A 22,067-nucleotide genomic window follows, 5' to 3' on the forward strand; every position below is an offset into this window, starting at 1 on the left:
GGGGGGAGGATTTCACGCGCCTGCGCCTAGTGCTGCAGGAAAGCGCGCGCCTCGGGTTCGGCATGGCGCGCCATCACCGACTCCACGAACACCACCGCCTGGGTCCGGTTGCGCACGTCCAGCCGCCGCAACAGCGCGGTGATGTGCGCCTTTACCGTCGCCTCCGCCAGCGACAGCTCGTAAGCGATCTGCTTGTTGGGCTTGCCCGCGCAGATCAGCTTCAGGATGTTGACCTGCTGCGGCGTCAGGATGCTCAGTTCCGGCGTGGTCTTGAACAGGTCGTCCTGGCCCTCGCCGGCCTCGGCATTGACGTATTCGGCGGGAATATAGCGCCGCCCGGCAGTGATCTCGGACACCGCGAATTGCAACGTCTTGGCAGAGGCGTCCTTTTGCAAAAATCCCATCGCGCCCGACCGCAACAGCGTGTGCACCAGCTGGCTCGACGCCAGCGACGAAATCACCAGCACCCGCGCTTCCGGCAGCCGCTCACGCAACTTCTCGAATCCCGACACGCCGGTCACGTCCGGCAGCTTGAGGTCGAACATCACCAGATCGGGGAGAAATCCCTCGTCCAGCAGATCGAAACAGGCCTTCAGGCTGCCCGCCTTGCGAATGTCGCATTCCGGAAATCCCAACGTCAGCGCCGTCTCCAGCGCGTCGCTGTAAAGCGGATGGTCGTCCACGATCATCACCGACGACACAGGCTGCGCGTTTGCGCAATTGTCTCTTGCTGCCAACATGCCGGTCCTCCCAAAGAGAAAAGTAGCATCAAATCGAGAATGATCAACCATTTGGCTCCGACAGGGGCGGACCGGCGACAGACAGCCTAACGCCCCGCCAACCGCGTGCCCGCCACAGGTTTTCGGAAATCCTCCGGATCCTGCCCCTGCAAGCCCTTGCGACACAGCGTTTTCTGCGCCGCGCCAACGTCGCCCCGGGGCGCAGCCGGCTGGCCGGCACGTTCTCAGCGCGCGAACCGCGTCAAATCGCCCGGCTCGCCGGTGCCCGCAAAGATCGCCCGGTCAAGCTCCGCCAGCCGCGCGCGGTAGGTCTCGGCGCCCCGGCCGGCCTGCGACAGCGCCACCAGCGCCTGCCGCATCTCCCCGACCCGCCCGGCGCGCGCCGCCCGGCGCAGCGCGCGCCGCTTGGGATGCAATGCCGGCACCCAGTCCGAAACCCTGGGCAGCCCCGACCACGACCGTCCCCTCAGCCCCAGCATCAGCGCCGCGACGAATACCGCCAGTGCCGCGCCCAGCGCAGGACCGCCCGGCAATGCCGCTTCGGCAGGCTCGGGCCCGGTGGCGGCCTGAGCATCGGCCCCGCTTCCCGGCAGCCGCGCGCCATAGGCCACCCGCTGCGCATCGATCTCCACCGTCCGGGTTTCGCGCGTCGTGGTGTCGAAATAGTCAAAGCTCAGCGGCTCGACGACCGCCGACACATCGTTGCCCGGCCGAACCGTCCAGCGCCAGAAGGCGATCGTCTTCGGCCCTTCCGGCGTCAACTGGATCAGCCGCTTTTCGGGATGCGCAAAGATCATGCCGGAAGGCGAGTTCAGCTCCGGCATCGGCGGGATCATCTCGGGCGTCGCGCCCAGCGCCTCGACGCGGATCACCCGCAACACACCCTCTCCCGGCACCAGCTGGTCGGGCGCGTTCGACCACGTGTCCGACACTTCCAGCCGCCGCACCGGAAACCACCAGCCACTGCCCTCCGGCGCCGCCGCCACCTCGATCGTCAGCGGCTCCGACGCGACCTCGTGCTCGAACCAGTCGTCGCCCTCGTCCGTCAGCGTCAGCCGGTGGCGAAACGCCCCGATGGTCAGGGTTCCCGGCCGCTCCGGATAGACCGCCATGCGCCGGATGAAGACCTTGACCTTGCGCCCGTCCATCCGCTCCTCACGCCAGGTGTCGGGCCCCAGCTGCGACCAGTTGAAGCCCTCCAGTTCCGGCTGAACCAGCATCTCGCGAGTGATATAGCGCCGATAGGTGCCACGGATGGTCAGCAGCACCATTTCCCGCGTGAAGGGTGTCGCCTGCCGTTCCTCCACGCTGACCTCCAAGGCCAACTCACCGGGATGCACCTCGCGCGTCTGCCCGAACGCCATCGCCGGCATCAGAAGCACGAGCATCGCAAGCGCCAACACTCCGACCGCAAACACACGCCCCCGCCGTCCCGGACTTGATCCGGGACCTCTCGCCTTCTCCCGCGACAGGCCCCGGCTCAGGGGCCGGGGCGGACCCGCGGCGGGCGTCTCACAAGCAATCGTCATCGCGGATCCTCCGCCTCGGGCGGCGCGAGGCCCAGTTTCATGCGCCGCTTGTGCTCCTGCAATATCCGCTCGGACATGAACTCCCCCGGCACGTCCTCCAACTGTAACAGCCAGCGGTCGTCGGCCACCATGAAATAGTCCTTGAAGACCCGCCGCACCCCCAGTTTGCCACGGCCTTCCAGCTCTGCCATGCCCAGTGCCGCGCCGGTGTTGCTCACCCCGTCCCCGGTCGACGCCGCCCGCGCGTCGCCCTCTCCCACCTCGGCCTTTGCCGTGGGACCGCGCTTGCGGTCGGGCAGCAGGTCCAGCGCCTCGGGGTCGATCGCCAGCCCCGCGTAATAGGCCGCAACCACATCGAAATTCGCCCGCGCCCGCGGATCGCCGGCCGCGATGGCCAGGTCATAGGCCTCCAGCGCGCCTGCATACTCCCCCGCGAACACCAGCGCATTGCCACGGTTATAGTCCTGCCCCGCCGCCGCGAAGGCCTCTGCCGCCGCGCCGTACTCCTCCGCACGGAACCGCGCCACGCCCTGCCAGTCCGGCGCCTCGAACACTGCCGCCGCCCATCCCGGCAGCCCCACCGCCAACAGAACGCGCCCCACCGACGCCGCGCCGCCCAGGGCCAGCCCCGCCAGCAGGAACACCGCCGTTATCAACGCCAGCCCCCTCATGCGACCTGCCTTCGGAACATCAGCAGCATCGGCACCGCGGCCAGCAACAGCAGATACCGGCCCATGTCGCTCCAGAAGATCAGCGGATAATCCTGCCGCTCCAGCCTTGCGCTCATGTCCTGCCCCAGCCAATCCGCCAGCGCCTCCGCATCGTTCAGGCCAAAGACCCGCCCGCCTCCCGCCCGCGCATGGGTCGCGAAGGACGGGTCCCCGCCCATCCCCACCACCGACAGCCGCGCGCCCATTTCAGCCATCCGTGCGGCCAGCCGCAAACTCTCCGGCCCCAGCCCCGCCCCGTCGGTGAACAGCACCACATCGCCCGCGATGATCTTTGCCTCCTCCAGCCGCGCCAGCGCCAGCGCCAGCGCCCGCGCGGGCCGCGTGCCGGGGTCCGGCACCAGCTCCGGGTCGATCAACGAGAATGTCTGCCCCAGTTGCACGTGATCCAGCGTCATCCCCGTCGCCAGGTAGGCATCCCCGCCATAAACCACGATCCCCCCGGGCCGCGTCCCGAGACGCGCCAGCCCGAACCGACCCAGCGCCTGCATCTGCGGCCAGCGCACGTCCTCCGTCACGCTGCTCGAAGCGTCCACCACGAACAGCACACCGTCGAGGTTGCGGAAACTCGGCGTGTCCCGCCGCTCCACCGCCGGCCCTGCCAGCGCCAGCACCGCGATCACCAGCACCGCCATCCCCGCCCAGAGACCCGACCGTCCCGGCTGCGCCTCCACCCGGCCCAGCGCCGCCATCGCCCGGATCATGCCCGGGTCCGCCGCCGGCTGCCAGTCGCCCAGCCCCTGCCGCCGCGACCACAGCCACCACGCCAGCCCCGCCAATACCGGCAGCGCCAACAGCCACAGGGGCCTCAGCAATGTCACGTCCAGGCTCATGCCGGCTCCCTCGCGATCACGAACAGACACAACAGCGCCGCCGCCGCAGCCGGCCAGGGCCAGTAATCGCGGTAAACCTCGGCGGCCAACCCGTCGCTGTCATTCGCCTCCAGCCGGTCCAGCGCATCGGCCACCTGTTGCAGATCCTCGGTCGTGCGCACCCGGAAGCTCTCCCCGCCCGAGACCTCCGCAATCGCCCGCAAGGTCCGCGCGTCGACCACGCCGCGCTCGCCCTCCTCGGCACTCTCCAGGTCCTTCGGCCCCAGCGCGATCGTATGCACCCGCACGCCCATCCGGGCGGCCAGTTCCGCCACGCCCAGCGGCTTCGTCGCCCCGGCGTTGTTCACCCCGTCGGACAGCAGGATCACCACCTTGCTCGCCGCCGCGCTCTCGGCCATCCGCTTCAGCGCCAGCCCCAGCCCGTCCGAGATGTTCGTCGCCCGCCCCGAAATCCCGATCACCGAGGTCTCGATCTCCTGCGCCACCGCCTCGATGTCGAAGGTGAAGGGCGTCGCGTAATAGGCCTCCGAGCCGAACACGATCAGCGCCAGCCGGTCGCCCCCCCGCCGACGCGCGAATTCCGCCCCCACGGTCTGCACCGCCTCCAATCGCGTCACCTGCCGGCCATCCAGGTCGAAATCGTCCCGCACCATCGAGCCCGACAGGTCCAGCGCAATCGCCAGGTCCCGCCCCGACACCTTCAGCGCCGACACCGGCGCCAGGTCCCTGGACCGCTCAGCGCCACCACCAGCAGCGCCCACGCCATCCACAACGCCCCGTCGCGCAGCGGCACGCCTGCCCCCCCGCGCCGCCACGCCGCGCCCGCGCCAGCAACTCCTCGCCCACCCGGCGCGGCAGCACCAGCGCGCGGCCGCCCACGCTTCGCGCCGCCATGAACCGCTGCACCAGCCACGGCAGCGGCAACAAAAGCAGCGCCAGCGGCTGCGCCAGCTCAAACATGCGCCCTGACCTCCGCCTCCACGTCGATCTCCGCGTCCCGCCGATAGAGGTTGGGGCGCAACGCATCATACCGCTCCGGCGCCACCTCCTTCAGCAGATGCAGCAGACCCACCCGCCGGGCATCCTCGGGCAACTCCACCAGCGCGGTGATCCGCGCCTCAACTCCCGGTGTCCCGGCACCGCGCCGTCGCATGAACGCCAACCGCATGAGGCCCACCACCGCCAGCGCCACACACCCCGCCAGCCCCGCCGACACCAGCACGTCCGCCACCGCGTCCAATGCGCCCCCCGGTGGCAACCGTATATCCAGCAGGCTCTCGCGCATCGCGGCCTCCGAAAGGGGTTCCCCGCTCATGCCGCGCGCTCGTCGTGATAGCGGATCAGCACCCGCGCCGTGTCGCGCGGGTCCGCGCCCGCATCCACCACCAGCGCCTCGCGCCCCGCGATCCGCACCATCGTCGGCACCGCGTCATTAACACCAATCCGCAAGTTCGCCCGCCGCCCATCAGCCAGCCGCACCGGATACCGCCCCGCCGGCAGCGCATCGGTGTTGGACACCAGCAGCAGCCGTATGGCGCGCCGCTGCCCCAACCCGTCCAGCACCTTCACCAACTCCTCGCCCGGCGCATCGAACCCCGAGGCGATGACGATCTCCGCCCCCGACGGCGCCAGCCGTTCCAGCCGGTGCAGCGCCCGGTCCAGCGACAGCGCCCCGCCGGCAGCACCCTTGTCCCGCGCCGCATCCTCCAGCGCCCGTGCATGGGCCTCCACCAGCCCGCCGATCACATCCAGCATCCCTCTGATACGCCCCCGTGGCGGCACCACCGTCACGTCCAGGTCCGTCACCGCGAGCAGGCCGACGCGCCCGCCCTCTTCGACCAGCGGCCAGGCATCCAGCACCAGCGCCTCGGCGGCGGCCACCGACAACAGCGCGCGCCGCAGCCCCCACAGCATTTCACTGCGCAAATCCGCCACAAGGTATCGCACCCGGTCCCGCTCCGCCTGGAACTGCCGCACATGCAGCTTGCCCGTCCGCGCCGTGCTCGCCCGGTCCAGGTGCCGGATGTCGTCGCCGGGCAGGTAATCCCGGATATCCGCCACCTCGATCCCCTGGCCCTTGACCCGCGTCGCGTGCCCACCCGGCAGCGTGGCGCATTGCTCCGCCCCGCCCGGCCCGGTCAGCGCGTGGGCGCGCAGCGCAATCAGGTCCCCGGCGGCAAGCCGGACCCCCGGCTGCTCCAGCGCGGCACTCACAACGGCTCCACCGCTTTGACGATCTCCGCCACCACGTCCCGCGCACGCCGCCCCTCGGCCATCGCCCGCCAGCTCAGCACCATCCGGTGCGCCAGCGCGTCGGGCGCCAGCGCCGCCACGTCCTCTGGCAGCGCATGGTCCCGCCCCTTCAGGAACGCCCGCGCCCGCGCCGAGGCCGCCAGCGCCAGCGTACCGCGTGGCGACACCGCGTGCTGGATATCCCCGGCCAAATCCCCGCCCCGCGTTGCCATCACCAGCCGCACGATATAGTCGCGCAACTCGGCGGCCAGGTGCACGTCCGCCACCGCCTTGCGCGCCTCCTTCAGGCTCTGCTGGCTGATCGTCGCGTCCGACGCCACGGCCTCGCCATGCGTCTCGGCCTCGACAAGGTTCAGGATCGCCCGCTCGGTCTCGATATCCGGCAAGTCCAGCACCACGTGCAGCAAAAAGCGGTCCAGCTGCGCCTCCGGCAGCGGAAAGGTCCCCTCGTGCTCGATCGGGTTCTGCGTCGCCACCACCAGGAACGGATCGGGCAGCCCGTGCGTCTCGCTGCCCGCCGTGACCTGTCCTTCGCCCATCGCCTCCAACAGCGCCGACTGCACCTTGGGCGGCGCCCGGTTGATCTCGTCCACCAAGACAAGGTTGTGAAAGACCGGCCCCTTCACGAACTCGAAACTGCCGTCCCCGGGTTTGTAGACCGGCGTGCCAGTCAGATCGGCAGGCATCAGGTCGGGCGTGCACTGGATGCGCGCGAACGACCCTTCCACCGCCCGCGCCAGACATTTCACCGCCCGCGTCTTGGCCAGCCCCGGCGCGCCTTCCACCAGCAGGTGCCCCCCGGTCAACAGCGCGATCGTCATCCGCTCGATCAGGCGCTCATGCCCGATCAGCCCATTCCCAAGCTGCTGCAACAATCCCGCGATATCGCGCTGGCCGGCCTCTTTCAGCACATCCTGTCCTCCCCGAAACACGACGCTCGCCCGCGCCCTGCGTCAGATCAACGCTAGGCCAAGCCGCCCGTCGCCGCCTACCTAACCGAAAGTCTTAACCGCCCTCGACCGCCGCCCTAGCGCACCGTCCGGTCCGCCGCGCAATCCGGGTCCATCAGCGGCGCGAACCGCGCATCGGCAAAACTCTCCGCGCCCAGCGCATCAAGCCGCTCGTAATTCGCGTCGATGAAATCTATGAACTCGGCCGAATTGGTCTCGGCCCCCGGCGACTGCGCCACCGCGTGCAGCATGAACACGTCGAACCGGCACAGCCCCACCGGGTTGGACCCCAGGATCGCCCGCATGAATCCGCGCGAACTCCAAGGCATCCGGCCCATGTTCACCGGAAATTCCTGCAATTTCGACACGAACTGCGCCTTTCGGTCGAATTTCAGCACATCCATTCCGAAGGTGAAGGACTGGTACAGCTCCTCCACCAGGATCGAGCGATAGAACTTCCGCTCAAGGTTTCCAGGGCTCGACGGCCCCGGCTGCTTGACCATGATATGCGTGACCTGCCCCAGGTGGCCAAAGAACGTCTGCGCCATCGCCGGCGACATCGCCGCATAATCCCGCCCCCTTGGCAGACCCAGCCCGAAGGCGCTGTTCATCCACTCCACGTCGGCCGACAGCGCCCGGTTCGGCGGCCGCCCGGAATAGAGCCGCAACAACACGACCCGGCCCGCCCCACAGCCCTGCGCCGTGTCCCCGGCAAAGCGCATCGGCAGCGGCTTGCCGTAAACGTCGCCGATCAGCCCCCGAAAGGTATCCAGAACCGCGCGGGTCTCGGCATGGGGCTTCTCGCCCACCACGCACAACGCCGCGCCCGCCATGTCGCGCCCGTTGATCCGCACCGGGATCTCCATGTCCCGCCCGATCATCGTGGTGCGCAGCTCATAACTCCAGCCGCGCCGCGCCATGTCCAGGTAATCCTCGCGCTGGTCCGCCTGCGCGGCCAGCCCGGCAAAGATCAGCATGAAAGCAAGTTGAATGATGCGCATGGCACCTCCCCTGATCGCGCAACATAGACCGGTCAGTCCGGCGTTTCCACAAATCCCGCCCATCGGTCGGTTCCGCCCGGATTTTGACAACCAGGCGTTCAACGCCTATCCCTTCGACCCGGAAAAGGAGTCCCAGATGCCAGACCATTCCGAAACCGGCACCATGATCCCGGCGGACACGTTCGCCCTGACCGTCGCCGCTGACGGCACCCGCGAAATCCTGATGCCCCACGGTACCCCCGAAGACGAGATGTCCCCGACCGTCGCCGCCCTGACGGCGGTGTTCATCCGCATGGAGACCGACCCGCATTTCATCCGCGACCAGCTTGCCTGGCTCGATGCCCGGCCCACCGGCTGAACCGCGTTCCAGGGATTTACGATGCCCCAGCTCAAGACCACCGCCGCCCAGATGGTCGCCGACGCCCGCGCCCGCATCCCGCAGGTCGAGACGCCCGACCTGATCGCGGCCCTCGACGACCCCGATCTCGTCATCGTCGACATCCGAGACATCCGCGAACGCCAGCGCAGCGGCTTCATCCCCGGCAGCGTTCATGCCCCGCGCGGAATGCTCGAATTCTGGGTCGACCCCGAAAGCCCCTATCACCGCGACGTCTTCGCCCAGCCCGGCAAACGCTACGTGCTGCACTGCGCCTCCGGTTGGCGCTCGGCGCTGGCCACCGCCACGCTTCAGGACATGGGGTTTAAGGCCGCACATCTGCGCGAAGGCTTCTCCACTTGGGCCGACCAGGGTGGCCCGGTCGAATTCCCCGAAGACAGGAAACCCTGACTACCAGGGCCGCAGCACGATCTTCGGGGCGGCCACTTTTCCGGCCCTGAGATCGGCAAACGCCGCCGCGCCTTCGTCCAGGCCCCTTGTCTCGAACCACTCCACCCTCCCAAGCCGCCCGTCGAACAGCGCCTGCGCCGTGTCGCGGAAATCCTGATCGGTATAGGTATAGGTCCCGATGAACGTGATCTCCTGCAAGGTCATCCGCCGGATATCGAGGCCGCCCATATCCTCGCCCAGCCCCACATGCGCGATCACTCCGCCCGGCCTCGCCCGCGCCGACGCCACCTTGCGCGTCGCGGCATAGCCAACGGCATCCACCACGATGTCATAGAAGCCATCGGCCTCCGCCACGACATGGTCTTTGCACACACCGGCCAGGAACTCCCGCCGCCTTGCGTTCGGCTCCACCACCGTCACGCCCGTGACCCCCATCGCCGTCAGGGCCAGCGCCGCGGCCAGCCCAATGGCTCCGCCGCCCAGCACAAGGGCCCGCTCGGGGCCCGGGACAGCCTGCATCGCCAGCCTGACCGCGTGCCAACTCACCGCCAGGGGCTCCGCCAGTGCCGCCCGGTCCAGCGGCACGCCTTCCGGCACGGTGACAAGGTTGCGCTCCGGCATCGCCACGAACTGCGCGAAGGCGCCGTCCCTCGGCGGCATGGAAATGATCTGCCGCGCCTCGCACAGGTTCTCGCGCCCCGCCATGCAGGCGGCGCAGTCCCCGCAGGTCACCAGCGGATTGATCGTGACCCGCCGCCCCGCGTCGGGGCCGCCCACGATCACTCCCGCCGCCTCGTGCCCCAGGATCAGCGGTGCGGGCCGCCGGTCGTCATGGCCCAGATAGGCGTGCATGTCCGAGCCGCAAATCCCCACCGCCTCGACCCGGATCAGGTGTTCGCCCTCCCCGGCCACCGGCTCCGGCGCCTCCCGATACCCAAGACGTTCGGGCGCATCGTAGATCAATGCCTTCATTTCGCCGTGAACCCCCGTCGACCATCAGCACCTGCCCCGTAACATATGTACTAGCATCCGAACACAGGAACAGGACCGGCCCGTCGATATCCTACAGCCGCCCGTTGCGCCCGATACAGGTCTGCGCCGCGTTGCGTGCCGCCCGCGCCTCGTCGCCAAAGACGGCCTGCGTCAGCTCGGTCGGGAAAAATCCCGGCCCTATGGCGTTCGACGTGATGCCAAAGCCCGACCACGCCTCGGCCATCGCCCGCGTCAACTGCGCGATTCCACCCTTCGTCGCACCATAAGCGATACCGCCGGGAAAAGCCCGCGTCGTCTGCAACGAGGCGAAATTCACGATCCGGCCCCAGCCTTTCTCCTTCATTGCCGGCACCAGCGCCTGGCTCAGGAAAAACGGCGCGCTCAGGTTCAGCGCCAGCGTCGCGTCCCATCCTTCCGCCATCACGTCATCCGCCGCCTGCCGCGTGTTCACCCCCGCCGCATGCACCACGATATCCGGCGCCCCGAACGGCGCGGACACCTTCGCCACCAACTCGGGCAAGGCCTCGCGCTCCGCCACATCCCCCACGACATAGGCCGCAGCACCTCCCACGCGCCCGGCCAACTCAGCCAAGGGCGCCTCTCGCCGCGCCACGCCCACAACCTTCGCGCCAGCGGCGGCCAGCACCTCCGCCGCCCTCTGCCCAAGCCCCGAGCTGGCCCCGGTGACGCACGCCACCCGCCCGCTCAGATCGAACAGGCGGCGCGGGTCAGCCATCCGCGCTCAGGTCGAAATTCTCGCCGGGGAAATACTTGGCCAGCCGGGCATCCGCCGCGCGCGCGTGCCCTTCCATACCCTCGAGCCGCGAAATCCGTGCCGTCGCCTGCGCCACGGGCTTCGAGCCTTCCCGCGTCGCCCGCTGCCACGTCACGATCTTCATGTACTTGTGCACGCTGAGGCCCCCGGTATACCGCGCCGCCCCCGAGGTCGGCAGCACGTGGTTCGTCCCCGCCGCCTTGTCGCCATAGCTGACCGTGGTCTCCTCGCCCAGGAACAAGGACCCGTAACAGGTCAGCCGCCCAAGCCACCAGTCCAGGTCCCCGGCCTGCACCGTCAGGTGCTCGGGGGCATACTCGTCCGAACAGGCCGCCATCTCCTCGCGGTCGGCACAGACGATCACCTCGGCATAGTCGCGCCACGCCGCCGTGGCGTTCTCGCGGTTCACCTCCGGCAGGTCGTCGATCAGCTTTGGCACCATGTCCATCACCGTCGCGGCCAGCGCCCGGTCATCGGTCACCAGCCACACGGGGCTGTTGTAGCCATGCTCGGCCTGGCTGACCAAGTCCGTCGCCACGATATGCGCGTCGGCGCTGCTGTCTGCCAGGATCAGGCTGTCGGTCGGCCCCGCGATCATGTCGATGCCCACGCGGCCGAATAGTATCCGCTTGGCCTCGGCCACGAACTGGTTGCCGGGGCCCACCAGGATATTCGCCGGCGGCAGGCCGAACAGGCCGAACGTCATCGCCGCCACCCCCTGCACGCCGCCCATCGCCATGATCTTGTCCGCGCCGCAGATATGCGCGGCATAGATGATCGCCGGCGCCACGCCCACGCCGGGGCGCGGCGGGCTGCACGCGGTGATATGCTTGCACCCCGCGACCTTGGCCGTGGTCACCGTCATGATGGCGCTGGCGATATGGCTGTACCGCCCGCCCGGCACATAGCAACCGGCGGCATCCACCGGGATCGCCTTCTGCCCTGCCACCAGCCCCGGCACCACCTCCAGCTCCACGTCCGCCACCGTCGCCTTCTGCCGCTCGGCGAACCGCCGCACGTTGTCATGGGCGAACGCGATGTCCTGCTTCAGCTTTTCCGGCACCAGCGCAGAGGCCGCCGCGATCTCTTCCTCCGACAGCAGTATGCTGCCCTCGTACTGGTCGAACTTGCCAGCGTATTCCAGCGCGGCGGCGTCCCCGCCCGCCTCGATGGCGTCAAGGATGCCCTGCACCGTCGCATGAACATCCGACGCGCCCGAGCGCGAGGTCAGTTTCGCCGTCTTCAGATAGTCCCGCGCCATGCCTTCCGGCCCTCCCTCAGATCAATTCTTCCAGCTGCCGCGCCGCTTCGCGCAGGCGGGGCAGGTATTCCTCCAGGTCCGGAAGGTTCCGCCGCTGGATCGGCGAATGCAGCGACAGCGTAGTCACCAGCCGGTTCTGGTCGTCGCGGATCGGCACTGCAACCGCCGTCATGTCATCCATGAACTCCTCGTTGTCGGTCGAGTAGTTCCGCTCGCGGATCCGCGCCAGCTCGGCCATCAACGCCTCCGGATCGGTCAGCGATCGCTCGGTCCGCCGCGGCATCTCCAGGTTCTGCAGCAGCCGCGCCAGCTTGTCGGTGCGCAACGACGACAGGTACATCTTGCCGCTGGCGGTGCAGTTGAACGGCACCTGCGTGCCCACCGGCAGCTGGATGCGCAGCGGCCAATGCGTCTCGACCCGGTCCAGGTACACCATCCCGTAGCGCCCGGGTGCTGCCAGGTTGCAGGTCTCGCCCACATCCTCGGCCAGCGCCTTCATGATCATCAGCCGCTCGGTGCGGATGCGTTGCGACGACAGCGTGTTGATCGACAGCGTGCGCAGGCGCTTGCCCGGTCCGAACGACCGCCCGTCGACATCGCGCTGCAGGAACCCTTCCGCCTCGGCGGTGGCCAGCAACCGATGCACCGTCGGCTTCGGCAACCCAAGCGCCGTGACAAGCGTCGACGGCGCCACCGGCACCCCCGCCTTCGCCACCTCTTCCAGCAGCACCAGCAGGCGCAGGTTGGTGGGGATCAGGTACTTTCCGTCCTTTGACTGGTCGTCCGGCATGACAAGTCTTTCCTACCTGTTCGGCAACAGCGCCAGGGCCAGGTCGGGCACCAGCGAAACAAGAACCCAGACGCTGATCAAGGCAACGAGATACGGTACAGTATACTTCAGCAGCCTGAAGTATGGCACCCCCGTCACCCCCGACGCCACATAGAGGTTGAGCCCGTAAGGCGGCGTGATGAACCCGATCGACGCCCCCACCAGGAAAATCACCGAGAAATGCACCGGATCGACGCCCACACTGGCCGCGATCGGCGCCAGGATGGGCGCCAGGATGATCGTGACGGGCAGCGATTCCAGGATCATGCCCGAAAAGAACACGATCAGCATCGCGGTGAACAGCACCGGATAGTAGCCCCCCATCGAGGTCAGGAAATCGCCGATCACCTCCTGCGCGCCCAGCAGTGACAGGATCTGCTGCATCACCACCGAGATGGCAATCAGCGGCGCCAGGATGCCCGTGATCTGCGCCGAGCGCATGACGATGCCCGGGATCTCGGGGATGGTGAAACCTTCCACCACCAGCATAGACAGGTACGATTTCTCGTTCCACGGCTTCGTCCCGTCCAGACGGAACATGCGGCTTACCACCCAGCTCAGCAGGCCCGCGATGATGCAGAAACCCACCGTCACGCCCGCCGCCTCGGTCGGGGAAAACTTGCCGGTATAGATGCCCCACAGCACCAGCCCGATGGCAAAGAACCCCAGCCAGGCCCCGAACGCGGTCTTCAGAACCCGGTTCAGTTGCAGCGGGATCAAATACCCCCAGCCGTTCATCCGGCAGATGATCCAGCAGGCGAATTGCATGCCGATGACCATCAGCGCCCCGGGCAGGATACCCGCTACGAATAGGTCCGAGATCGGCAGGTTCATAAGGAACCCGTAGACGATGAAGATGATCGAGGGCGGGATGATGATCCCCACCGTGCCGCCCGCCGCCGCGGTGGCAGCTGAAAACCGCTCGTCATAGCCGCCCTTCACCATCTCGGGATGCAGCATCGAACCGATGGTGGCCGTGGTGGCCGAGTTCGACCCCGAAATCGCGGCAAACAGCCCGCACGCCCCGAGGCTCGCCATGGCCAGCCCGCCCCTGAGCCATCCCAGGCAGGCATAGGCGAAATCGGACAATCGTCGCGCGATCCCCGACTTGTTGATCAAATCGCCCGTCAGGATGAACAAAGGCATCGCCAGCAGGGCGAACCCCTTGTTGAACACGTTCAGCAGTTCCGCGCCAAGGTTGTCCAGCGTCAGGTCCAGCACGAAACTGCACCCGATCACCCAATAGGCGATCACCAGGAACACCGGCACGCCCAGCATGAACAGGAACGTCACGCCCAGTGAAATCAGCGTAATGAGGGTCCCGTCGGTCATCACACATCCCCCCGATCACGGCCTGCTTGATCAGCGGCCGCCCCGAGCGCCAATTGGAAATATCCTCGAACAGGTTCTGGAACGTCCGCGCCGCCATCAGCAGGAACGCGATCGGCGCGGTGATCAGGAACCACCATTGCAGCGTGTTGTCCGTGCCCAGCACGATCTGGAAATTCGACGCCGACAGCGCGGTGGCCCGCGCGGTGGTGACCATCACGATCACCGAAAAGGCGAACCACAGCACCGCGTCCAACATCAGGCAGGCGAACTGCCCCGCGCGCGGCATCCGGCTGCGGAACTCCGCAAAGCTCAGATGGGTGCGCAGGGCCACGTTATAGGTCGCCCCGAACCACGCCATGATCATGAACAGCAAGGGCGGGATCGTCGTCGACCACGGCAGCTGGCTGGAAAAGACGAAGCGGTCGATCACGCCCCAGAAGATGATCAGCGCCACCGCCAAGTAGGCCACCACCATGATCGTGCGCTCCAGGTGCCGCTCGACGAAGGGCAGCGCGCGGTACATCGCCGCCAGCGCCAGCCCGCCCACCAGCGCCACGACCGTGCCCAGGTACCATGCCGCGTTCGATTGCAGCGATTCCCGGATCATCCAGGCGTCATTCGATGCGACGGCCGAAAAAATCTCTCCCACGTCGGTCATGATCGACATGGCATCCTCCCGTTGTCGTTGCTCCGGCGTGCGCCGCCGGTCTCGGACTGGTTGCTACCGGCCCCCTTCGAAGAGGGCCGGCACAATGATGTCTAAGAAAGCGTCAGCCTTTCCACCAGCGCCGCGGCTCGACATTCTCGGCCAGCGTCACGTCATGCTCGCGCACGGTGTCATAGATCTCCTGGTAGGTGTCGATGCCACCGGCCCAGCTGTTCAGCCGCTCGCGCCACTGTTCCCACAGCTGCGGCTGGAACTCGGGAGAGCACATTTCCTCGGCCTTCCTGATCTCCTCGTCCGGCAGCGCCGCGACCCGCACGTTGTTCTGTGCGAATATCGTGTCGGGCCCCTGGTGCGGATGGCTGAAGCCCACCGTGTTGACCAGCGCGGCCTCGTTCGCCGCCTGCACGTAGGATTGCGCGTAATAGGCCGATTCCATCACCGCGTCCTGCAACGCGCCCTCCAGACTGTCGAAGACCGATGCGCTCATCGCCGTGTGCTCGGTCCCGCAGAAGAACTTGAGGTCCACGCACTGGCTCACGACCGGCGACATGTTGGCATAAGCCACCGCCGAAGCCCAGGTCTCCGCCCCGTCGATCAAGCCCTGCTTCAGACCATCGAGCGTCTCTTCCCACGCGATCGGCACCGGATTGAGGTTCAGCGCGTTCATCGCGATCCGGCCCAGCTGCGTGCCCGTGACGCGGTTCTTGGTGCCGAACAGCTCCTCCAGCTTGGTCACCGTCGGCTTGTCCTCCCACGACAGGCCCAGCTGGATGCCGCGCAATTCCGCGTGGCTGAACAGGAACTTCAGCCCGTGCCGCTTCTCCAGCGGGTCGCGCAGGATTTCCACGCTCTTGGGGTGATACAGGAAATAATACTGATCCGCCCGGCTGCGGAACATGTAGGCATAATCCAGCACGTTCAGGTAAGGCGCACCCCCGGCCGAGTTCTGGGTCGAGGCCGCGAACATGTCGGTGATGCCCTGCTGGGTTTTCTCGACACAGCTCAGCTGGTTGCATATCTGGTTGTTCCCGATGAACTCGATCCGGATTTCCCCGTCCGTCCGCGCCTCCAGGTCGCGGGCAAAATCCAGCACGCCCGCCCGTTCGATCAGCAGGTTCTGCGGGTTGAACCCCGCCGCGCCCAGCTTCAGCGTGTGCTTCGCCTCTTTCGAGAATCGCTTCTCATAAGTCGATTCCGCCGCACGCGCCAGGTTCGCCGCCGTCATTGCGCCCCCAAACGCACCCGCCGCCATGACCGTCGAACTCATGCCGTAAGTTCCCGCAATCTTGAAAAAATCCCGGCGCGAAACGCCCTTCACTCGGTCATAAATTGTCATTTAATCCTCCCATTTTGACAACTTTTGAGACGTATCGTTTCAAAAAACACTAGAATAGCTTTCCCGTTCTGCATAGGGTTTTTTTAAGAAGCGGGAGGAAAACTGGTGGATACCGATTACGTGATCGTCGGCGCGGGCTCTGCGGGCTGCGTCGTGGCCAACCGGCTCAGCAAGGACCCCAATGTGCGCGTCACCCTGCTCGAGGCCGGCCCGCCCGACCGCAACCCGTGGATTCACATCCCCGTTGGCTACTTCAAGACCATGCACAACCCCACCGTCGACTGGTGCTACAAGACCGAGCCCGACCCCGGCCTCAACGGCCGCGCCATCGACTGGCCGCGCGGGAAGGTTCTGGGCGGGTCATCCTCGCTCAACGGGCTTCTCTACGTGCGCGGCCAGCCGCAGGATTACGACCGTTGGCGCCAGATGGGCAACGCGGGCTGGGGCTGGGACGACGTGCTGCCCCTCTTCAAGCGGGCCGAGAACAACGAGCGCGGCGCGGATGCCTGGCACGGCGACGCGGGCCCCCTGTCGGTCTCCAACATGCGCATCCAGCGCCCGATCTGCGACGCCTGGGTCGCCGCCGCCCAGACGGCGGGCTATCCGTTCAACCCCGATTACAACGGCGCCGAGCAAGAGGGCGTGGGCTATTTCCAGCTCACCACCCGCAACGGCCGCCGGTGCAGCGCGGCAGTTGCCTATCTCAAACCCATCCGCGACCGCAGGAACCTGAACATCGTCACCTACGCCCAGGTCACCCGCGTACTCTTCGACGGCAAGCGCGCGACCGGCGTCGAATACCGCGACAAGGGCGGCCAGCTTCAGACCATCGGCGCCAACCGCGAGGTCATCCTGTCGGGCGGCGCCATCAACAGCCCGCAGATCCTCATGCTCTCGGGCCTCGGCGAGCCCGAGCACCTCAAGGAGAACGGCATCACCCCACGCCACGCCCTGCCCGGCGTGGGCCGCAATCTGCAGGACCACTTGCAGGCGCGCCTTGTCTTCAAGTGCAACGAACCCACGCTGAACGACGAGGTGCGCAGCCTCGCCTCGCAGGCCCGCATCGCGCTCAAATACGCGCTCTTCCGCGCGGGGCCGATGACCATGGCCGCCAGCCTCGCCACCGGCTTTCTAAAAACCCGCCCCGATGTCGAAACCCCCGACATCCAGTTCCACGTCCAGCCCTGGTCCGCCGACAGCCCCGGCACCGGCGTGCATCCCTTCTCGGCCTTCACCATGTCGGTCTGCCAGTTGCGCCCCGAAAGCCGGGGCGAGATCCGCCTGAACGGCCCCGACCCCAAGACCTACCCCAGGATCCACCCGAAGTACCTCTCGACCGATCTCGACTGCCGCACCCTCACCGAAGGCGTCAAGATCGCCCGCCGCATCGCCCGCCACGCGCCGCTCTCCACCAAGATCGCCGAAGAGTTCCGCCCCACCGCCGACCTCGCAATGGACGACGACGCGGCCACGCTCGACTGGGCGCGCAACAACTCGGTCTCGATCTACCACCCGACGGGCACCTGCAAGATGGGCGACGATGCGAACGCCGTGGTCGACGCCCGCCTGCGCGTGCATGGGCTCACGGGCCTGCGCGTGGCCGATTGCTCGATCATGCCCGAAATCGTCTCGGGCAACACCAACGCCCCCGCCATCATGATCGGCGAGAAATGCGCCGACCTCGTCCTGGAAGACGCGTAATCCCCGCGTAGGGTGGGTGAAAACCAGGGACGCCGCCAAGCGCGTCCCTGTCCCGGACTTGATCCGGGACCTCGTCGCCGCCAAGCGCCACGCCGTCCCGGACTTGATCCGGGACCTCTTCGCCACCACGCGCCACGCCGTCCCGGACCCCGATCCGGGACCTCCCTGCCACCACGCGCCACCCCGTCCCGGACCCGAACCGGGACCTCAACCTCCGGGTGTCCCAAAACCCACGCCGTCCGGAAAACCCCACCGCCGCGCCACCCGATTGAAAGACGCCGCCCCGGACCTATGATAACGCATTGACATGGCACGCTCGAAATCCCGTCTGGACTACTGGCGCGAGACCCGCCCGCTCGACATCCTGCGCGATATCGGCAGCTTCTTCTATTTCGCCATGCGCCGCTTCGTGAACGACGGCCTCATTCTGGCGGCGGGCGCACTCACCTATTCCACCCTGCTGGCCCTCGTGCCGCTCCTGGTGATCGCCTTCGCCGTGCTCTCGGGCTTTCCCGCCTTCGACCCCGTGAAGATCCGCATGGAGGAAATGTTCTTCGGCCTCCTGATCCCCGAGGTCGGCTCGGACGTGCGCACCTACATCTCGGATTTCACCAGCAACGCCAGCGAGCTGACCGTCGCGGGCATCATCGCCCTGCCGGTCACCGCCGTCCTGCTGCTGTCCACGATCGAGGCCACGCTCAACAGCATCTGGCGCGTCGCCCGGCCCCGGCCCTTGATGGTCCGCCTGCTGACGTTCTGGGCGGTGCTGACCATGGGCCCGCTGCTGATCGGGGCCAGCTTCACGCTCACCACCGACGTGATGCGCCCGCTTCAGGACTGGGCCAAGGACACCGGCTACCTTCCCGCGCTCAACCTGCGCTCGGACTGGCCGCGCGAGGCGCTGGCGCTGATCAACACCACCATCGTCTTCACCCTGCTCTACTGCGTCGTGCCCGCCGTGCAGGTCAAGGTGCGCAACGCCCTGATCGGCGGCGTCTTCGCCGCCATCGCCTTTCAGCTCCTGCAATGGGGCTTCAACACGTTCGTCACCTCCTCGGCGACCTATTCCACGATCTACGGGGCCGTCGCGGTCTTTCCGATCTTCCTGATCTGGGTCTACTCGTCCTGGACGGTGATCATCCTTGGCGCGGTGCTCACCGCGTCCTTCCCCGACTGGTGGCGCCGGCGCGACATGCTATCGGGCACCCCCTCACCCCGGCCGAGACGCTGCAAGTCGCCGTCGCGCTCCTCGCCGCGTTGGTCCGGCTGGCGCCGAAAGGCCAATCGCTCAGCCAGGACGAACTGGCCGAGTCCGTGCCGCTGCTGTCCCGCGACGCCACGCTCGAAGCCCTTCTCGAGGCCAACTACATCGTCGAGACCGAGGACGGCCGGCTGTGCCTTTCGCGCGATCTGCACCGGGTTACCGTAGCCGAACTCGCCCGCGACATCGGCCTCAGCCTGGGGCGCACCCGCGATCTCGCCGATCGACCTGCGCTGGAGAACGTGGCCGACACGACCGGAACGCTGCCCGAGCTGCTGATCCGCCTGCGCGAGGCCGAGGACAATATCCTGAACCGATCCATTGCCTCCGTCATCGCGGGCCGCGACCCCGAACCCGAGGAAACCTCCGGCGCGATCAAACTTTACTGACGCCCGTAGGGTGGGGTTCCACCCCACCGTCCCGGCCCCGGTCCGGGACATCGCCCCCCAAATCGCCCCTACCCCTTGGGCTGCTTCACCTTCATCCGCTCCATGTCCTCGGTGATCGGGATGAACTCGTCCGTATCGCCCGGCGGCAGCCTGAACGGCCCTCCGTCCCAGTCCGCGGCCTTCCACGCCGCCTTGGCGGCCTCGATCTTCTCCACGTCCGAGGACACGAAGTTCCACCAGATATATCTTGGCCCGTTGAAGGTTTCCCCGCCCAGCGCCATCACCCGCGCTCCTTGCGGTCCGGCCTTGACGCTCATCCGGTCGCCCGGTCGGAACACCATCATCCGCCCCGCCTCGAACACCTCGCCCGCGATCTCCACGCTGCCTTGCGTGACATACAGCCCCCGGTCCTCGTGATCGTCGGGAAGGGGAAAACTCGCCCCCGGCGCCAGCACCGCATCGGCATAGAAGATCTCCGATTGCATCGTCACCGGGCTTTTCTCGCCCCAGCCCGTCCCCAGGATCAGGCGCACCTCCGCCCCGCCATCGTTCAGGAACGGCAGCGCCGCTTCCTTGTGATGCTCGAACTCCGGCGCCATGTCCTCGCGGTCCTCGGGCAGCGCGATCCACGTCTGTATCCCGAACAGGTTGTGCCGCGTGCCCCGTGTCTCTTCGCTCGTGCGTTCCGAGTGGGTCACGCCCTGCCCCGCCAGCATCCAGTTCACCTCGCCGGGATAGATCATCTGGTGCGTGCCCAGGCTGTCGCGATGCTCGAACTCGCCTTGGTACAGGTACGTCACCGTCCCCAAGCCGATATGCGGATGCGGCCGCACGTCGATACCGCCTTCGGTGATGAACTCCGCCGGCCCCATCTGGTCGAAAAAGATGAACGGGCCCACCATCTGCCGCTCGGGGCTGGGCAGCGCACGCCGCACCTCGAAGCCCCCCAGATCCCGCGCCCGCGGGATGATCAGCGTCTCTATCCCGTCAAGTCCCCCGGCATCGGGACACTCGGGGTTCTGCGTCGGGTTCCAGCTCATCTCGTTCTCCTTGGTTCGCTCAGGTCAAAAGACGCGCCAGCGCCTGCAATTCTTCGGGCCGTCTCTCGTGCCCGCCCTCATGGATCACCGTCTCGACCTCCGCGCCCTGCGCCGCCAGCCATTCGATGAATCGCGCGCTGACGGGCCACGGACAGATCGGATCCTGGCGTCCCGCCGTGACAAGCACGTGTCGCCCTGCCAGGCCCGCGACCGGCTCCGGCTCCCACGGGATCAGCGGATGCAGCAGCCCCACCCGGTCAAACAACTCCGGCCGCGCCATCATCACCGAGGCCAGTATATTCGCGCCGTTGGAATAGCCAAAGCCATACGTGTCCACGCCCGGATGCGCCGCCTTCTGAGCCTCGATGTACCGCACCATCGCCTGCGTGCGCCGCGCCAGGTCGTCCATGTCATAGACCCCTCGCCCGTGCGCCGGAAAAACCGCGCCGCGCCGTGCTCCGACACGTCTCCCCGGGGCGAGACGATGCCCGCGCCGGGGTTGACCTGCCGCACCAGGTCAAAGAACTGCGTCTCGTCCCCGCCCGTGCCGTGAAAGGCAAAGATCAGCGGCGCGCCGGCGTCCGGCGCCCGCGTCTTGGCATGGTAAAGGTCCAGCGCCATCGCCCTACTCCACCAGCTTCGGCAGATGCGCCTCGATCTTGGCGCGGTGCGGCTCGTAGCGGTCCGGCAGCTTCAGCGCCGAGCCGAGGTTCGCCGTATCCTCGTCCCGGTCGAACCCGGGTTCGTTGGTGGCTACCTCGAACAGCACACCGCCCGGCGTGCGGAAATAGATCGCCCAGAAATAGTCGCGGTCGATCACCGGCGTCACGTCGTACCCTGTGTCCACCAGCCGCTTGCGCACCTCCAGCTGCGTCGCCCGGTCCTCGACCGAGAACGCGATGTGATGTACCGATCCCGCACCTTGACGGGCCGCCTTGGCACTGGGCGCCTCCTGCAGGTCGATCGTGTCGGCGGCATTCCCGCCCTCGACCACATACCGCGTCAGGTCGCCTTGGGTGTCCATCTTCTGATACCCCATGAAGCGCAACAGCTCGCCGGTCGCATCCGCATCCCGCAGCGCAAACCGGGCCCCGTGAAAGCCCAGGATCGCGGCACTTGCCGGCACATCCGCCCCGGTCCAGGGCGTGCGCCCGCGCACATCCGTCTCGACCAGCGCGAACCCGTCGCCGTCCGGCCCGTCAAACCCCAGCCGCTTCTCGCCAAAGGCGGTGTCCTCGGCCAGCCCGGTCACGCCCGCCGCCGCCAGCCGGTCTTTCCAATAACCCAGCGCGCCATGCGGCACCGCGAATTCGGTCACGCCCACCTCGCCCACGCCCCGCGTACCGCGCGGCATCTGGCCAAAGGGGAAGGTCGTCATCACCGCCCCCGGCGTGCCCACCTCGTCGCCGAAGTAAAGGTGATACACCTCCGGCGCGTCGAAATTCACCGTGATCTTCACCCGGCGCAAACCCAGCACCTTTGTAAAGAACGCGTTATTCTCATTGGCATCGCCCGCCATCGACGTGACGTGGTGCAGGCCCTTGATCTCGGTAATCATGATACAGCCCTTTCGGTTGATCCTTCGTTACCAAGCAATCTGGAGCAAAGAGCCACTCAGGAGAATAGCAACAAACTTGCATATACTATTGCATATGGTGCAAT

At 67.2% G+C, this 22,067-nt stretch carries 23 protein-coding genes and 2 pseudogenes; 5 read left to right on the forward strand and 20 right to left on the reverse strand.

The genetic code is table 11. The features are described 5' to 3' along the window. Nucleotides 1–26 precede the first annotated feature (26 nt). The 10 genes from ACSQ76_RS14990 to ACSQ76_RS15035 form a co-directional block, all read right to left on the reverse strand. The gene (locus tag ACSQ76_RS14990) at nucleotides 27–740 is read right to left on the reverse strand and encodes a LuxR C-terminal-related transcriptional regulator (RefSeq protein ID WP_437157212.1); all 714 of its coding nucleotides are present in this window, start codon (nucleotides 738–740) and stop codon (nucleotides 27–29) included. A gap of 224 nt (nucleotides 741–964) precedes the next feature. After that, the gene (locus ACSQ76_RS14995) at nucleotides 965–2,128 is read right to left on the reverse strand and encodes a hypothetical protein (protein WP_437157213.1); all 1,164 of its coding nucleotides are present in this window, start codon (nucleotides 2,126–2,128) and stop codon (nucleotides 965–967) included. Nucleotides 2,129–2,265: 137 nt separating this feature from the next. After that, entirely contained in the window at nucleotides 2,266–2,940 is a 675-nt protein-coding gene (locus ACSQ76_RS15000) for a hypothetical protein (protein WP_437157214.1), read from the reverse strand. After that, entirely contained in the window at nucleotides 2,937–3,830 is an 894-nt protein-coding gene (locus ACSQ76_RS15005; protein WP_437157215.1) for a vWA domain-containing protein, read from the reverse strand. The genes ACSQ76_RS15000 and ACSQ76_RS15005 overlap by 4 nt, the downstream gene beginning before the upstream one ends. Further along, nucleotides 3,827–4,543: a VWA domain-containing protein gene (locus ACSQ76_RS15010; RefSeq protein ID WP_437157216.1), complete on the reverse strand. Its 717-nt coding sequence runs from the start codon at nucleotides 4,541–4,543 to the stop codon at nucleotides 3,827–3,829. Before ACSQ76_RS15010 ends, ACSQ76_RS15005 begins: the two co-directional genes overlap by 4 nt. A 22-nt stretch (nucleotides 4,544–4,565) precedes the next feature. After that, the gene (locus ACSQ76_RS15015) at nucleotides 4,566–4,790 is read right to left on the reverse strand and encodes a hypothetical protein (RefSeq protein ID WP_437157217.1); all 225 of its coding nucleotides are present in this window, start codon (nucleotides 4,788–4,790) and stop codon (nucleotides 4,566–4,568) included. Then, nucleotides 4,783–5,145: a hypothetical protein gene (locus ACSQ76_RS15020; RefSeq protein ID WP_437157218.1), complete on the reverse strand. Its 363-nt coding sequence runs from the start codon at nucleotides 5,143–5,145 to the stop codon at nucleotides 4,783–4,785. Before ACSQ76_RS15020 ends, ACSQ76_RS15015 begins: the two co-directional genes overlap by 8 nt. Continuing rightward, nucleotides 5,142–6,044 carry a DUF58 domain-containing protein gene (locus ACSQ76_RS15025; RefSeq protein ID WP_437157219.1) on the reverse strand — a complete coding sequence of 301 codons (903 nt, stop codon included), beginning with the start codon at nucleotides 6,042–6,044 and terminating at the stop codon, nucleotides 5,142–5,144. The genes ACSQ76_RS15020 and ACSQ76_RS15025 overlap by 4 nt, the downstream gene beginning before the upstream one ends. Continuing rightward, nucleotides 6,041–6,994 carry an AAA family ATPase gene (locus tag ACSQ76_RS15030; RefSeq protein WP_437158216.1) on the reverse strand — a complete coding sequence of 318 codons (954 nt, stop codon included), beginning with the start codon at nucleotides 6,992–6,994 and terminating at the stop codon, nucleotides 6,041–6,043. The genes ACSQ76_RS15025 and ACSQ76_RS15030 overlap by 4 nt, the downstream gene beginning before the upstream one ends. A 116-nt stretch (nucleotides 6,995–7,110) precedes the next feature. Next, nucleotides 7,111–8,034 (reverse strand): hypothetical protein, encoded by a 924-nt coding sequence (locus tag ACSQ76_RS15035; RefSeq protein ID WP_437157220.1) that lies wholly within the window; start codon nucleotides 8,032–8,034, stop codon nucleotides 7,111–7,113. Between the two features lie 136 nt (nucleotides 8,035–8,170). Here ACSQ76_RS15035 and ACSQ76_RS15040 point away from each other — a divergent pair, with 136 nt between their 5' ends. Beyond that, nucleotides 8,171–8,392, forward strand: coding sequence for a hypothetical protein (locus tag ACSQ76_RS15040; protein WP_306129582.1), 222 nt, complete (start codon nucleotides 8,171–8,173; stop codon nucleotides 8,390–8,392). A gap of 21 nt (nucleotides 8,393–8,413) precedes the next feature. After that, entirely contained in the window at nucleotides 8,414–8,821 is a 408-nt protein-coding gene (locus ACSQ76_RS15045) for a rhodanese-like domain-containing protein (protein WP_437157221.1), read from the forward strand. Here ACSQ76_RS15045 and ACSQ76_RS15050 read toward each other — a convergent pair whose 3' ends face one another. The 7 genes and pseudogenes from ACSQ76_RS15050 to ACSQ76_RS15080 all read right to left on the reverse strand — a co-directional run bounded on the left by ACSQ76_RS15050 (nucleotide 8,822) and on the right by ACSQ76_RS15080 (nucleotide 16,014). Then, the gene (locus ACSQ76_RS15050; protein ID WP_437157222.1) at nucleotides 8,822–9,793 is read right to left on the reverse strand and encodes an alcohol dehydrogenase catalytic domain-containing protein; all 972 of its coding nucleotides are present in this window, start codon (nucleotides 9,791–9,793) and stop codon (nucleotides 8,822–8,824) included. A 10-nt stretch (nucleotides 9,794–9,803) separates the two neighbouring features. Next, nucleotides 9,804–10,550: pseudogene (locus tag ACSQ76_RS15055) on the reverse strand (SDR family NAD(P)-dependent oxidoreductase); the annotation flags it as partial. Then, nucleotides 10,543–11,850, reverse strand: a complete 1,308-nt coding sequence (gene hisD, locus ACSQ76_RS15060; protein WP_437157223.1) for a histidinol dehydrogenase — start codon at nucleotides 11,848–11,850, stop codon at nucleotides 10,543–10,545. The pseudogene ACSQ76_RS15055 and the gene hisD, both read right to left, overlap by 8 nt. 16 nt (nucleotides 11,851–11,866) lie before the next feature. After that, a complete protein-coding gene (locus tag ACSQ76_RS15065; RefSeq protein WP_437157224.1) occupies nucleotides 11,867–12,640 on the reverse strand; it encodes an IclR family transcriptional regulator in 774 nt (257 codons plus the stop codon). 12 nt (nucleotides 12,641–12,652) lie between these two features. Then, on the reverse strand, nucleotides 12,653–14,011 hold the full coding sequence (locus tag ACSQ76_RS15070; protein WP_437157225.1) for a TRAP transporter large permease: 1,359 nt from the start codon (nucleotides 14,009–14,011) through the stop codon (nucleotides 12,653–12,655). 7 nt (nucleotides 14,012–14,018) lie between these two features. Further along, nucleotides 14,019–14,678, reverse strand: a pseudogene (locus ACSQ76_RS15075) (TRAP transporter small permease); the annotation flags it as partial. Nucleotides 14,679–14,781: 103 nt separating this feature from the next. Continuing rightward, nucleotides 14,782–16,014, reverse strand: coding sequence for a TRAP transporter substrate-binding protein (locus ACSQ76_RS15080; protein ID WP_437157226.1), 1,233 nt, complete (start codon nucleotides 16,012–16,014; stop codon nucleotides 14,782–14,784). 105 nt (nucleotides 16,015–16,119) lie between these two features. Between ACSQ76_RS15080 and ACSQ76_RS15085 the strand changes: the two genes are divergently transcribed. The 3 genes from ACSQ76_RS15085 to ACSQ76_RS15095 all read left to right on the forward strand — a co-directional run bounded on the left by ACSQ76_RS15085 (nucleotide 16,120) and on the right by ACSQ76_RS15095 (nucleotide 19,365). Further along, complete coding sequence (locus ACSQ76_RS15085) at nucleotides 16,120–17,715, forward strand: GMC family oxidoreductase (RefSeq protein WP_437157227.1); 1,596 nt, start codon at nucleotides 16,120–16,122, stop codon at nucleotides 17,713–17,715. A 307-nt stretch (nucleotides 17,716–18,022) separates the two neighbouring features. Next, on the forward strand, nucleotides 18,023–19,144 hold the full coding sequence (locus ACSQ76_RS15090) for a YihY family inner membrane protein (RefSeq protein ID WP_437157228.1): 1,122 nt from the start codon (nucleotides 18,023–18,025) through the stop codon (nucleotides 19,142–19,144). Then, a complete protein-coding gene (locus tag ACSQ76_RS15095; RefSeq protein ID WP_437157229.1) occupies nucleotides 19,030–19,365 on the forward strand; it encodes a hypothetical protein in 336 nt (111 codons plus the stop codon). The genes ACSQ76_RS15090 and ACSQ76_RS15095 overlap by 115 nt, the downstream gene beginning before the upstream one ends. A 68-nt stretch (nucleotides 19,366–19,433) precedes the next feature. On the opposite strand, the gene ACSQ76_RS15100 is transcribed toward ACSQ76_RS15095, so the two are convergent. The 3 genes from ACSQ76_RS15100 to ACSQ76_RS15110 all read right to left on the reverse strand — a co-directional run bounded on the left by ACSQ76_RS15100 (nucleotide 19,434) and on the right by ACSQ76_RS15110 (nucleotide 21,963). After that, nucleotides 19,434–20,405 carry a pirin family protein gene (locus tag ACSQ76_RS15100; RefSeq protein ID WP_437157230.1) on the reverse strand — a complete coding sequence of 324 codons (972 nt, stop codon included), beginning with the start codon at nucleotides 20,403–20,405 and terminating at the stop codon, nucleotides 19,434–19,436. A 19-nt stretch (nucleotides 20,406–20,424) separates the two neighbouring features. Continuing rightward, complete coding sequence (locus tag ACSQ76_RS15105) at nucleotides 20,425–20,814, reverse strand: alpha/beta hydrolase (RefSeq protein WP_437157231.1); 390 nt, start codon at nucleotides 20,812–20,814, stop codon at nucleotides 20,425–20,427. Nucleotides 20,815–21,030: 216 nt separating this feature from the next. Beyond that, nucleotides 21,031–21,963: a ring-cleaving dioxygenase gene (locus tag ACSQ76_RS15110; protein ID WP_437157232.1), complete on the reverse strand. Its 933-nt coding sequence runs from the start codon at nucleotides 21,961–21,963 to the stop codon at nucleotides 21,031–21,033. Nucleotides 21,964–22,067: the final 104 nt, after the last annotated feature.

Origin of the sequence: Roseovarius sp. B08, from assembly GCF_051417955.1 — a bacterium.
Classification (GTDB): domain Bacteria; phylum Pseudomonadota; class Alphaproteobacteria; order Rhodobacterales; family Rhodobacteraceae; genus Roseovarius.

Excerpts from the sequence above, each read along its gene's own strand:
- ACSQ76_RS14990 (WP_437157212.1), bottom strand. The coding sequence starts at position 740 with ATGTTGGCAGCAAGAGACAATTGCGCAAACGCGCAGCCTGTGTCGTCG.
- ACSQ76_RS14995 (WP_437157213.1), bottom strand. The coding sequence starts at position 2,128 with ATGCTCGTGCTTCTGATGCCGGCGATGGCGTTCGGGCAGACGCGCGAG.
- ACSQ76_RS15000 (WP_437157214.1), bottom strand. The coding sequence starts at position 2,940 with ATGAGGGGGCTGGCGTTGATAACGGCGGTGTTCCTGCTGGCGGGGCTG.
- ACSQ76_RS15005 (WP_437157215.1), bottom strand. The coding sequence starts at position 3,830 with ATGAGCCTGGACGTGACATTGCTGAGGCCCCTGTGGCTGTTGGCGCTG.
- ACSQ76_RS15015 (WP_437157217.1), bottom strand. The coding sequence starts at position 4,790 with ATGTTTGAGCTGGCGCAGCCGCTGGCGCTGCTTTTGTTGCCGCTGCCG.
- ACSQ76_RS15020 (WP_437157218.1), bottom strand. The coding sequence starts at position 5,145 with ATGAGCGGGGAACCCCTTTCGGAGGCCGCGATGCGCGAGAGCCTGCTG.
- ACSQ76_RS15035 (WP_437157220.1), bottom strand. The coding sequence starts at position 8,034 with ATGCGCATCATTCAACTTGCTTTCATGCTGATCTTTGCCGGGCTGGCC.
- ACSQ76_RS15040 (WP_306129582.1), top strand. The coding sequence starts at position 8,171 with ATGCCAGACCATTCCGAAACCGGCACCATGATCCCGGCGGACACGTTC.
- ACSQ76_RS15045 (WP_437157221.1), top strand. The coding sequence starts at position 8,414 with ATGCCCCAGCTCAAGACCACCGCCGCCCAGATGGTCGCCGACGCCCGC.
- ACSQ76_RS15050 (WP_437157222.1), bottom strand. The coding sequence starts at position 9,793 with ATGAAGGCATTGATCTACGATGCGCCCGAACGTCTTGGGTATCGGGAG.
- hisD (WP_437157223.1), bottom strand. The coding sequence starts at position 11,850 with ATGGCGCGGGACTATCTGAAGACGGCGAAACTGACCTCGCGCTCGGGC.
- ACSQ76_RS15065 (WP_437157224.1), bottom strand. The coding sequence starts at position 12,640 with ATGCCGGACGACCAGTCAAAGGACGGAAAGTACCTGATCCCCACCAAC.
- ACSQ76_RS15070 (WP_437157225.1), bottom strand. The coding sequence starts at position 14,011 with ATGACCGACGGGACCCTCATTACGCTGATTTCACTGGGCGTGACGTTC.
- ACSQ76_RS15080 (WP_437157226.1), bottom strand. The coding sequence starts at position 16,014 with ATGACAATTTATGACCGAGTGAAGGGCGTTTCGCGCCGGGATTTTTTC.
- ACSQ76_RS15090 (WP_437157228.1), top strand. The coding sequence starts at position 18,023 with ATGGCACGCTCGAAATCCCGTCTGGACTACTGGCGCGAGACCCGCCCG.
- ACSQ76_RS15100 (WP_437157230.1), bottom strand. The coding sequence starts at position 20,405 with ATGAGCTGGAACCCGACGCAGAACCCCGAGTGTCCCGATGCCGGGGGA.
- ACSQ76_RS15105 (WP_437157231.1), bottom strand. The coding sequence starts at position 20,814 with ATGGACGACCTGGCGCGGCGCACGCAGGCGATGGTGCGGTACATCGAG.
- ACSQ76_RS15110 (WP_437157232.1), bottom strand. The coding sequence starts at position 21,963 with ATGATTACCGAGATCAAGGGCCTGCACCACGTCACGTCGATGGCGGGC.